This is a genomic window from Planctomycetia bacterium (genome assembly GCA_021413845.1).
Taxonomy (GTDB): Bacteria; Planctomycetota; Planctomycetia; order Pirellulales; family PNKZ01; genus PNKZ01.
In genome coordinates this window covers 1-10,803 of sequence record JAIOPP010000140.1, presented here as the reverse complement: position 1 = coordinate 10,803, position 10,803 = coordinate 1, and the positions used below count along the sequence as shown (strand labels likewise).

Below are 10,803 nucleotides of genomic sequence, written 5' to 3'. Positions count from 1 at the left end.
ACCGCAGCGCGAAGGAGGTCCGGATTGACGGGCTTCAACAAGTAGTCGGTTGCGCCGGCCCGCAGAGCGACGATCGTGCCGGCGAGATCGGCGTTGCCCGTAATGATGATGATCGCGGCGCCAGGGGCTTGCTCGCGAATCACCGGAAGCACCTCTTCGGCCAAACCGTCGGGCAGACGTCGATCCAAGAGTATGACCGCGAAGTCCGACCAACGGCGACCTTCGGCGGCCTCTCGTAGCGTGGAGGCGCCACTGACTTGGAACCCGTCCAATTCGAGAATGTCCCGAACGTTAGCGAGCGCGTCTGCGTCGTCTTCGACGGCGAGTATGTTTCGATTCATCTACGGCGACTCATTCGTAACCCTGACCGTCATCCCTCCGGCGGCTGCTACCGACTACACTAGTGCCCGCGTTCTCGGTATTCAACTACGCGCTTCGTTAAATCACCGGAAGTGCCGTGGAATCTCTATGTTTTCCTACTTTCCGCGGTTCTTAACTCATTTCGATCGGTTTTGAACTTCGTGAGGAGGGGTGGGCGTCATTGCAATAGGAGACTCCATCGCATAGAGAGGGGTTAGGAAATCCTTCGACTGGGCAGTGAACGATGGATGTTGAAAAGCTATATGACCGCTATTGTGAGCTTCAGGCTTACGTCGGCTGGAACATCGACGATGCTCGTCGAGTACAGGCCGTGGCGTCGAGTCTCGATACGTTTCTCCCGGCTCTGATCGAAGACTTCTATTCCGAAATCGAGCGTCATCCCGCGGCTCGTAGCGTCATCACCGGCGGCGACGCACAAATCGATCGCCTCAAGCAGTCGCTCATCCAATGGGTGCGCGAGCTGCTGTCGGGCCCATACGACCGAGAATACGTTCTGCGCCGCTGGCGCGTCGGTCGACGGCATGTCGAGATCGGCCTTGATCAAGTCTTCACGAACGTCGCTATGTCTCGATTACGATCCGGTCTCATCGGTGCGTTAGGTCGCACGTGGCAAGGAAATCCGGAAGACCTCGTCGCGGCGGTTCAATCGCTCGACAGGCTGATCGACCTGGACTTGGCCAAGATCGAAGACGCTTACCAAGCGGAGCATCTGGAGCGCCGCCGACGAGATGAACGCTTGGCGGCGATCGGTCAGATCTCCGGCGGAATCGCACATGAGCTGCGCAACCCTTTGAATGTGATCAAGACTTCGGCGTACTACCTATTGAATGCGCGGAGCGCCTCGCCCGAGAAGATCGGCGAACACCTACGGCGAATCGATCAGCATGTGACCGTGGCGAACGATGCGATTACCGCGTTGTCGAACTTCGCGAAAATGCCGCATCCGGAACTGAATCCGTTCTCGATCGAGAATTGCGTCAATGAAGTCCTGAGGATCGAGCACATTCCCGACAAGATTCGGATTCAGATCGACTTCCCCCCGACGCTTCCCCCCGCCCTTGGCGATCCGGCGCAGATTCGAATCGTGTTTGCGAACCTAATTCGCAACGCGCGCGACGCGATGCCTCAGGGAGGCAGCCTTGCTATCCGCGCCGTCGCCGACGAGGCGGGAATCGAGATCGCTTTCACCGATACCGGAATCGGCATTCCCGCAGACGTATTGAGTCGCGTGATGGAGCCGCTCTATTCGACGAAGGCGCGTGGGCTTGGGCTCGGACTCGCGATGGCCAAGGCGATCGTCGAAAAGCATCACGGCTCGATTCACGTGACGAGCGTTCCCGCACAGGGAAGTACCTTTACGGTACGATTGGCCACGTCCGAGAGTTCCAGCCGGAGCAGTTCATGAACCGCTTACCTTCTCTTTTGATCGTCGACGATGAGGCGGACGCTTGCCGTAATCTTTCGGACATCTTCACCGACTTGGGGTACCAAGTCGACACGGCGAACGACGGGCTCGAAGCACTCGAGCGAATGCGATCCGCACGTTACGACTTAGCGGTGCTCGACCTCATGATGCCGGGCATGGACGGGATTGCGCTGTACCGCGAAATGAAGCAACGAAGCCCGGAAACCGTCGCGGTCCTCGCGACGGCTTATCCGAACCATCCTCGCGTCGATCACGGGATGAAAGCGGGGCTCTGGAAAATCCTCTCCAAGCCCGTCGACCTTTCTCAGTTAGTGACGCTCCTCGATGAAGCGGTCAAGCAACCGTTGGTCTTGGTCGTCGACGACGATCGAGAACTATGCGCCAGCTTGTGTGACTTGCTGCGCGACGAGGGCTATCGCGTCGCCGTCGCACATGACCTGCGGTCGGCGACCACACGATTGCAAGATAACGGATTCGGAGTCGTGCTCGTCGATTTACGTTTGCCCGACGGAGACGGTCGGGAACTGCTGCAGACGGTACGTCGCCTCGAATCTCACGCTCGGACGATTCTCATAACCGGACATCGCCCGGACACTTCCGGCGAACAACTGAGCGGCATTCCACCCGACGCGGTCTGTTATAAGCCGTTCGACGTGCGGGAACTGCTGGGACTGATCGAAGGATTCCGTCCCGCTCAAGGACCGGGATAAGACCCTCTTCGGCGACGTTCGCCGAGGTTTTCAGCGGCCGAAGAGCGTTAACAGGATCTCGACGGAGATCAATACGATGACGATCACCTCCAGCAATTCGATCCGTCCGGCCGCGGCTTGATCGGAAAGTATCCGATAAACGCTTTCGACGACATCGAGCGAGTTGTGAATGCTCTTTGACCATTCTTCCAAATGCAAACGCACGGCCGCGAGTCGGTAAACCTTTGAAAGGTATTGATCGCCGACGAGCTTGAGTGCGTTACCGGCTCGTTCGAACAGGGACTCGGTCTCGATTTTGATATCGCCGAGGACTCGCAACCGACGATCTTGCTTACGTGCAAGAGAGAAGCCTCTTCGTCCCGCCAGCGAATGAATGACTTTGTAAGCTTGGTTGAGCGAGTCGTCGAGACGGCGATCGATTAAGCGAAACTCAAGCAGTTGCAGATTTGCGAATTCCAAGGTTTGCAACGTCTCTTCGCAATCTTGGTCGACGATCACGGCCGCCGCCCAGTCGACGATCACGAGATCCCCGGGTGCATAGGAGACTTTTCGTTCGACGGCGTCGGAGATTTGCTCGGCGCTTAAGGGGTGAGGCTCTAAACGAAGCAGACCGGCCAGCCAATCCGTGTGACTCTCCAGCAATCGGTTCACGGCAGGAAGCGACGCAGGCTCGAAGCGGAAGATGAAATACTCTTCGACCAGCTCTTGCCAAGACGGGAACTTGATGGCGGGACCCAGCGCGTGGTAGAGCGGTTCTGCCCCTTTGTGAGCTGCCCGAATGATCGCATGCAGTAGTCCTTGATTTCCGGCGAGCCGGCGCAAGTCTTCGAACGAATGCGCTAGTTCGACGACGGCGCGAACGTTGACGCCGCCGAAGTCGAAGACCGAGGCTTCGATGCGGACGGAAATCGACGCCGAACCCGCGTGCTCGATCACCGTCTTTCCCAGGGGAAACCGTAACGGGGCAGGCCGATAGCCGAACGAGGCGGGCGTTCGGGTTCGACGGGCTAATTCCTGTTCGTGGGAAGGAGCCAAGGTTGCAGCATGACGCAAATCGATTTCGTCGCCCCAATCGAAAGCGACGTTCACATAGAGTTCACCGAGAACCGGAGGGGAATCTTGCGGCGGCAATGACATCGGAATCGATCGAGGGGAAGGATTGCGGCATTCTGCCGGTGACGGTCTTATTCGTCGCCGCCGGCTTCTTGATCGCACATCTTAGCATGACAAGGGATCGGGCTTCGCTTGACGATCAATGCGTCGTCGTGAGCTTCTTGACCGCTAAGCCAAGCATGACCAGCGACCAGCCGTTACAGAACATCTCGATGCCGATGAAAAGCCCGATAATCCATAGACCCGCCACCGGCCAGTCGTGCCAAATGACGTATCCGAGCAGCAGATTGAGTAAACCGTAAAACAAGAGCCATAGACGAACCCGATCGCTTCCTACCAGCCCGATCAAAATGCGAAAAGTACCGGACAAGTAGAGGAACAAGACCAGGATCAACGTGAGGCCGACGGCCGTAGCACCCGGATGAGCGACGAGCACGAAGCCGACCGCCGCATAGAGGATCCCGGCGATCAGGTCGACGTAGTAACCGCTCCATCGTCGCAGTGAGATCGCGTGAATCGCTTGGAGGAGGCCTCCCACGAGCATCAGCATCCCGATGAAGACCATGGTCGCCAGCGTGACGAACATCGATGCTCCGAGCGCGACCGCGCCGAGCAGCATCATGACAACGCCTAAAGCGGTGATCCATTTCCAGGTTTCACCGAATACGTGCGTGCACTTCGCGTTCAGCGTGATGAACTCGTAATCGGTGCGGAAGTGCATGGCGAAACCTTTCGGTCTGTGGGAGTAGGCTTGATGCCGGCCTTACAGAACGTCCATTCTCTTGGATAGCGCTTGAGTGACGTTTCTGGTGATGCGACACGGGTTCATGACGCCGCAAGAAAGGCGTATCGTAGTTCTTAACCGCGTCCGTCGGTCTATCGGGGGCACAAAAAGCAAACGCCATACCATGAGGCCGTTCGCCGTTCGCAACACCCCCGCGCGCGTGAACGCAAATGAGTCGTCCGGCCTTGCTAATCACTCCAACTCGATCGATCGTTTTTTCTCGTCGGCGGACTTAGGCAACGTTAGAGACGGCAGTGGGGCACGATCAGCTCCGCGATCCGCACAACGGAGTGCGAATATGCGCGCTCCATGCGAAATTCTTCGAGATCGGCGGCTACTTGTCGAAACGTTTCGTCGGCCGATTAGATCAAAGCTGCCATGACCGTAGCCGTTTGCGCAGCGAGCGATTCCGTGGTGTCGACGGAGCACGTTGGGATGGAGTCGGCCGGCGGATCCCGTTGCGCAGCTTGGCGGTCGTACAATTCCGGTCGGGCCTCGGAAGCATCCGGCTGCGGTTGCCGGAGCCGCGTCTGAATGCGCTCCAGCGCCACCTCGCGAGGGCAAACGCACTCTACCGCCAGCACATCGGCTTCGGCCGCTCGGCCTCGCTCAAGTGCGAGCTCGCGATCCGAAGCCTTGGTATACGTTCCGTCGAGAATAATCGAAACGCCTCTCGACAGCGCCTCGCTCGCGCGACGGAGGACTTCTTCGTAAACGCGGGCACGCGCCTCGGGAGAATATCTTCCTTGGCCGAAAGCGTCGTTTCCCCCGGCTGCCGGAAAAAGCTCGTCTCGAACGTCGTCCGTCCGGAGCATCTCGATCCCTAGCTCCGCGGCGAGCACGCGGGCCAAGGTCGTCTTCCCCGTCCCCATCAGTCCCGTCACGAGAATCAACACGGGGCGCGCGTCGATTTCGCGAAGATAGCGATCGCCCAGTGCGAGATAGCGCTCTCCCAGTTGCCGTTGGGCGTCGCGCGCGTCGGCGGGCAATTGAGCGCCTCTGAGGATCGCCACCTTAGCTCGCACGCACGCGCGATACGTTTTATGGAAAGCCGTTAGTTCCGGCGGCGGGCGGTCTTGCGATCGCTGGAAATAATGTTTCAAGACTCGTTCGCCGAGCGAATCGGCCCCGAGCGCGTCGCATTCCATCGCCAAGAAGCAAAGCTCGTCGAGCACGTCGATGCGGCGCAGGTCGGCGCTGAATTCCAAGCAGTCGAACACTACCGGCGGGTCGGTCAGGCAAATATGCTCCGGCCGCAAGTCCCCGTGACCGTCGATGATTCGTCCGTCGAGAACCCGAGCCTGAAATAGCTCGGGCCTGCTCTTCAACAATCGGAGTTGAAAAATATGCAGTCGTCGAATCCGCGTCGTGTCGACACCGTCCGCCCCGAGCAGCGCAGCCAAGTTGGCTTCGACGTTAGCGACGAGCGCGGCGTGAAAATCGCGCGGGCGAACGACGAGCGGCTCGATCGCACTGTAGTAGCCGCCCAGGTACTCCGTCAGCTTTCGAACCTCGGACTCATGCAGTCTGTCCGTACGGATCAACTCGTCGAGCATTCGATCGGCCGGTAATCGCCGCATTTGCACGACCCAGTCGACTACGGTCCCCGAGCCGTCGAGGGCAAGCGCACCGCAGCGATCCGCCGTGATCGGCAGGACCGCCCTATAGACGTCGCCTGCCATGCGCCGATTGAGGCGCAACTCTTCGCGGCAGGCATGCTCACGCTTTTCGAGCGAATTGAAATCGAGGAAGTCGAAGCGCACCGGTTTCTTTAATTTGTAGACGAAGCGATCCGTAAGAAACACTTGCGAAATGTGCGTCTCGATCCGCTGCACGTCGTGCGGATGGTCGGGATGATTCGCCGCGTCGGTCAACCAACGCTCGACCGCTTCACGGCCTACGACCGGAGACGGGCTGATGTCGGTGGTCATCGTTCCTCCCTCGACTCGAGCCGTTTCGGCCCCTTAAACCTTTTCGTCTTCCGCTTCCGCTTTCAAATTATCGATCGCATCGTTCGCTTCTTCCAACGATGCGAAGGGACCTGCATCGACGAGCACGCCCCCTTCGGCGATAGCGAAGTCCTCGGGAATTCGATCCGGAGGCAACTCGACCGGTTCAAGGCCGTCGGCCAATTCGATAATGATAAAAATCGACATCGATTATTCTCCCCTCAGGCAAGGCTTAATGAAAACCGGCTGCGAACCCAATGCTTTCCTTTACGTTTCGACGGCTCCGAGCGCTTCGAGGAGCATCGCCCAATGCGCCATAAACGTATGATGCGTTCGCTTGAGCGCCTCATGAACTTGGCGCTGTTGAGCGTGGTTTCGCGACTCCTTGCCGTGCTTGTGCGCGGTGCAGCCGGCCGCCGAAGGCGCCCCTTCGTGAACCAGTTCCGCAAGTTGATGTTCGTGATCGGCGGCAACCTGCTCGTACAGACGAATCGCCGCGGCATGAGTTTGCAATCGTCGTTCATGGCCACGCAACGCCTGTTCGATCTTCGGCAGATCGCCGATCGCCTCCCCGACCTCTCGCTCCCATTCACGGAGTTGATCATGCCAGAATGCGTTTTCCGATTGCCATTCGCGGTGGTCGCCATGCATCGCGTTGAGTTCGGTCGAGGACATCGATGAGTTCCTTCGGGAAGGGAGCCGTGCGGAGTGTTCCGGATCACAGCGATCGCATACGTCGTGCCGAAACGGAGTAACCGGAAAAGCGCGAGATTTTCCACCTCGTGCTCGCTGCACACGAGCCGAAGTGTGCGAATTCGTCGTGCGTGTGCAAATCGGCACACCTGATCGCCCGTGGGCTCGAAGAAGCAGAAGCCTTCAACGGAATGCCCGCGGCGTCTCAAGCGGATCTTAAAGTCGGAACTTCTTCGCAAATCGCAGGTCGCCGAAGACTGTTTCATGCGGACCTTCTCGCGCGGCACCCGGTTTGCTTTCCGGTTCGGAAGCCATCTATTCCTTATTTCCCGCTTCGGAAGGTTAGCCATGAGAGTCTTTTTCGCCGTCGACGGTTCCCGCGAGGCCCTTAACGCCGTCCGCCAAGTCGGACAGTTCGTCTCGCCGGCCACCGACGCGGCGGCCATTTACTTCGCTCCGCCGGAAGTCATCTTTCGGCGCGGGGGCAACGTGCTCGCGCCTGTGACCGACGGCGTAGCCGCGGCGGTCGAACCGGCCGACGTCGTGTTGCGGCAACTTTCGAGCGACATAAGTCTTCAGGATGTCGCCGCCGAGGCGGTTGTGGAGATCGTCGCGAAGGAGGCTCGACATCTGCTTCCCGAGCCGTTGGCCGCCGGAGCGACCATGATCACGGCCCGACACACGCCGCGCGAGGGAATCCTGATCGAGTCGGAAAAGTGGGGAGCCGACTTGGTCGTCGTCGGCGCTCGGGGGATGACAGGACTCGACACCGTACTGTTCGGAAGCGTTTCCCGAGCGGTCGTGCACGGCTCGCGCATTCCGGTGTTCGTATCGCGAACCGTTTCCGAGCACCGTGGCGATCGGCCGTTTCGCGTGCTGTTCGCCTCCGACGGGTCCGCCTGCAGCGAAGCGGCTCTCGCTGCGGCGACCAAGTTGACGTTGCCGCGCAATTCGGAAGTGATCGCCGTGACCGCAATCGAAACCTTGCCGCCGGAAGTGCCCGAATGGATGGCGCAAGCCGGGCGCAGCGCCGAAGCCGCGGAGATGATCGATCGCTGGACTCGCGAAACGGAGCGCGACAAGTATCAAGCCCGCGAAGGGCTGGCGACACTCCTGGGCAAGCAGCTCCCGCCTTTCGCCGGAGCCGAGGTCGTCGTTGCCGAAGGACACTCCGCCGAACAAATCCTCAAGCTGGTGAACGAGCGCCGGATCGATCTCGTCGTCCTCGGCTCGCAGGGAAAAGATTTACTGAAACGGCTGTTCATCGGGAGCACCAGCGAGAAAGTGCTCACGCACGCTCCCTGTTCGGTCCTGGTCGCTCGTTGAATGACATGCGGCTCGGTCGGAACGCGAACGTTATAGTTACAGATGCTCGATCGTCGATGATGGATCATCGAGCGTCGGCGATCGCGAATCCGTTTCGCAATGCTCTCTGCTGCGTGGACAGGACCATCGGCGAGGATGAACAAACCATCGACGTCCGATCCAATCTTCCAAACGTCGCATTCCATCTCCGTCGCAGCGTTCGTCAAGGCTGCGGCGTTGGATCCGGCGCAAGGACTTGCGGCGGCGGATATCATTCCGCGCCGTACGCGCTACGGCGCCAATGAGCTTCCGGCAGCGAAAGCCGAGCCGGCTTGGCGGCGGTTTGCGGCGCAGTTTCATCAGCTCGTCGTATGGATTTTGATCTTCGCCGCGATGATTGCGGGCGCGACCGGGGATTGGCTCGACACGGTTGCCATCCTGGCCATCGTATTGCTCAATGCCTTGCTCGGTTTCGTGCAAGAAGAACGAGCCGAGCGGGCGCTGGAATCTCTGAAGAAGTTGTCGGTGCCGATGACTCGCGTGCGACGCGACGGCGAGATTCGGTCGCTCCCCGCCGCGGAATTGGTTCCGGGCGACGTCGTGTTGCTCGAAGCCGGCGACACCGTCCCGGCGGATTGTCGCCTCGTCGAATCCTTTGCACTGACCGTGCAAGAGGCGACCTTAACCGGCGAGTCGGTGCCGGCGGAAAAGGACGCAGGCGCTCTGTCGCCGATCATGGCGGCCGTCGCCGACCGAGCCAATATGGCGTTCTTCGGCACCACAGTCGCCGCCGGAAAGGGTTTGGCCGTCGTCGTCGCGACCGGGCCGACGACGGAACTGGGCAAGATCGCCGGGATGCTGGCTCGAGAGGAACGAGAACCCACGCCGCTGCAGCGGCGAATGACCGATCTCGGACGTATTCTCGTCGTGGTCTGCTTGGTGATCGTCGCGCTCATCGCCGGGCTATTGCTCTGGCGCGGGCTTCCCCTCGAAGAGGTGCTGTTACCCGCCGTGAGTTTGGCGGTTGCCGCCGTTCCGGAAGGCTTGCCCGCCGTGGTCACGGTGGCGCTCGCGCTCGGCTTGCAGCGCCTGGTGCGAAGAAATGCCTTGGTGAGAAAGCTCCCGAGCGTCGAAACTTTGGGTTCGGTCACGGTCATCTGCAGCGACAAGACGGGTACGCTGACACGCAATGAGATGACGGTCCGCGAGTTGGCCGTCGGTGATCGTCGCTACGAATTCAGCGGCACCGGCTACGGACCGGAAGGGAAGATTGCGACGAAGGAAGACACGGTCGGCGCGGCCCTGGACGACGACTCCGATCTGGCTTGGGCCCTCTCGATCGGCCGCTATTGCAACAACGCGCAACTCGTTCGAAACGACGAGACCGGACATTGGTCCGTCGTCGGCGATCCGACGGAAGGGGCCTTAATCGTCGCGGCTATGAAGGGCGGTCCGACGACGAAAGTCCGAAACTTGCGGCTCGAGCACGAGATTCCTTTCGACTCCAGCCGCAAGATCATGTCGACGATTCATCGTCGGGAAGACGGGACTCGGGTGATGTTCGTGAAAGGAGCGCCGGAAGCGGTGCTCCGTTCGTGCACGAACGTGCGCATCCAGGGGAGCGATCGGCCCCTGACGGACGACTTGCGAGCCTCGATCTTGCGGCACAACGCCGAGATGGCCGGACGGGCGCTGCGCGTACTCGGCTTGGCCTATCGCAACGAGCCGCCGGCCCCCAAAAAAGACGCGCCGGAAAGCGAGCTCACGTTCGTGGCCCTCGTAGGAATGATCGATCCGCCGCGCGAAGAGGTGCGGGCTGCGGTCGAGCGCTGTCGCGAGGCCGGAATCCAGCCGGTGATGATCACCGGCGATCATCCGGCGACGGCCCGTGCCATCGCCGTGGAGCTCGGAATTCTCGACGAGCGCGCCCCGGGCGTCATGACGGGTGCCGAACTGGATGCGATCGACGACGCGGAACTCGAACGTCGCGTCGTTTCGACGAGCGTCTACGCCCGAGTGACCGCGGAGCACAAACTGCGCGTCGTCCACGCCTGGAGGCGTCGGAAACAGATCGTGGCGATGACCGGCGACGGAGTGCACGACGCCCCGGCCGTGAAAGCGGCCGACATCGGGATCGCCATGGGAATCACCGGCACCGACGTCACGAAAGCCGCCTCGGACATGGTGTTGACCGACGACGACTTTACCTCGATCGTCAATGCCGTCGAAGAAGGACGCGGAATTCTCGATAATATCCGGAAGGTGATTCACTATCTGCTGGCCTGCAATGCGGGCGAAGTCTTGTTGATGCTGTTCGCGGCGCTCGCCGGCCTTCCCGTCCCTTTGACGGCGCTGCAGATCCTGTGGATCAATCTCATCACCGACGGCCTGCCGGCGCTGGCCCTGGCAGTCGAGGCGCCGGAGTCCGATCTCATGCGTCGC

General features: G+C 60.2%; 10 protein-coding genes. 4 read left to right on the top strand and 6 right to left on the bottom strand.

Going from position 1 to position 10,803, the window contains the following annotated elements; all coding sequences use genetic code 11:
- Positions 1 to 341, bottom strand: a 341-nt coding sequence (locus K8U03_23640; protein ID MCE9607889.1) for a response regulator, incomplete at its 3' end; no start/stop codon positions are given.
- 263 nt (positions 342 to 604) lie between these two features.
- Between K8U03_23640 and K8U03_23635 the strand changes: the two genes are divergently transcribed.
- Together K8U03_23635 and K8U03_23630 are read left to right on the top strand one after the other, a co-directional pair.
- A complete protein-coding gene (locus K8U03_23635) occupies positions 605 to 1,786 on the top strand; it encodes a hypothetical protein (protein ID MCE9607888.1) in 1,182 nt (393 codons plus the stop codon).
- A complete protein-coding gene (locus K8U03_23630) occupies positions 1,783 to 2,517 on the top strand; it encodes a response regulator (GenBank protein ID MCE9607887.1) in 735 nt (244 codons plus the stop codon). Before K8U03_23635 ends, K8U03_23630 begins: the two co-directional genes overlap by 4 nt.
- A 30-nt stretch (positions 2,518 to 2,547) precedes the next feature.
- Here the strand turns inward: K8U03_23630 and K8U03_23625 are convergent, their stop codons facing one another.
- The 5 genes from K8U03_23625 to K8U03_23605 all read right to left on the bottom strand — a co-directional run bounded on the left by K8U03_23625 (position 2,548) and on the right by K8U03_23605 (position 7,038).
- On the bottom strand, positions 2,548 to 3,654 hold the full coding sequence (locus K8U03_23625; GenBank protein ID MCE9607886.1) for a hypothetical protein: 1,107 nt from the start codon (positions 3,652 to 3,654) through the stop codon (positions 2,548 to 2,550).
- Between the two features lie 115 nt (positions 3,655 to 3,769).
- Complete coding sequence (locus tag K8U03_23620) at positions 3,770 to 4,351, bottom strand: HdeD family acid-resistance protein (protein MCE9607885.1); 582 nt, start codon at positions 4,349 to 4,351, stop codon at positions 3,770 to 3,772.
- Positions 4,352 to 4,776: 425 nt separating this feature from the next.
- Positions 4,777 to 6,345: an AAA family ATPase gene (locus K8U03_23615; protein MCE9607884.1), complete on the bottom strand. Its 1,569-nt coding sequence runs from the start codon at positions 6,343 to 6,345 to the stop codon at positions 4,777 to 4,779.
- Positions 6,346 to 6,378: 33 nt separating this feature from the next.
- Positions 6,379 to 6,570, bottom strand: a complete 192-nt coding sequence (locus tag K8U03_23610; protein ID MCE9607883.1) for a hypothetical protein — start codon at positions 6,568 to 6,570, stop codon at positions 6,379 to 6,381.
- 60 nt (positions 6,571 to 6,630) lie between these two features.
- Positions 6,631 to 7,038 (bottom strand): hypothetical protein, encoded by a 408-nt coding sequence (locus tag K8U03_23605; GenBank protein MCE9607882.1) that lies wholly within the window; start codon positions 7,036 to 7,038, stop codon positions 6,631 to 6,633.
- A 366-nt stretch (positions 7,039 to 7,404) separates the two neighbouring features.
- On the opposite strand from K8U03_23605, the gene K8U03_23600 reads away from it, so the two are divergent.
- Complete coding sequence (locus K8U03_23600) at positions 7,405 to 8,382, top strand: universal stress protein (GenBank protein ID MCE9607881.1); 978 nt, start codon at positions 7,405 to 7,407, stop codon at positions 8,380 to 8,382.
- Between the two features lie 135 nt (positions 8,383 to 8,517).
- Positions 8,518 to 10,803, top strand: a 2,286-nt coding sequence (locus K8U03_23595; protein ID MCE9607880.1) for an HAD-IC family P-type ATPase, incomplete at its 3' end; no start/stop codon positions are given.

Excerpts from the sequence above, each read along its gene's own strand:
- K8U03_23635 (MCE9607888.1), top strand. The coding sequence starts at position 605 with ATGGATGTTGAAAAGCTATATGACCGCTATTGTGAGCTTCAGGCTTAC.
- K8U03_23630 (MCE9607887.1), top strand. The coding sequence starts at position 1,783 with ATGAACCGCTTACCTTCTCTTTTGATCGTCGACGATGAGGCGGACGCT.
- K8U03_23625 (MCE9607886.1), bottom strand. The coding sequence starts at position 3,654 with ATGTCATTGCCGCCGCAAGATTCCCCTCCGGTTCTCGGTGAACTCTAT.
- K8U03_23620 (MCE9607885.1), bottom strand. The coding sequence starts at position 4,351 with ATGCACTTCCGCACCGATTACGAGTTCATCACGCTGAACGCGAAGTGC.
- K8U03_23615 (MCE9607884.1), bottom strand. The coding sequence starts at position 6,345 with ATGACCACCGACATCAGCCCGTCTCCGGTCGTAGGCCGTGAAGCGGTC.
- K8U03_23610 (MCE9607883.1), bottom strand. The coding sequence starts at position 6,570 with ATGTCGATTTTTATCATTATCGAATTGGCCGACGGCCTTGAACCGGTC.
- K8U03_23605 (MCE9607882.1), bottom strand. The coding sequence starts at position 7,038 with ATGTCCTCGACCGAACTCAACGCGATGCATGGCGACCACCGCGAATGG.
- K8U03_23600 (MCE9607881.1), top strand. The coding sequence starts at position 7,405 with ATGAGAGTCTTTTTCGCCGTCGACGGTTCCCGCGAGGCCCTTAACGCC.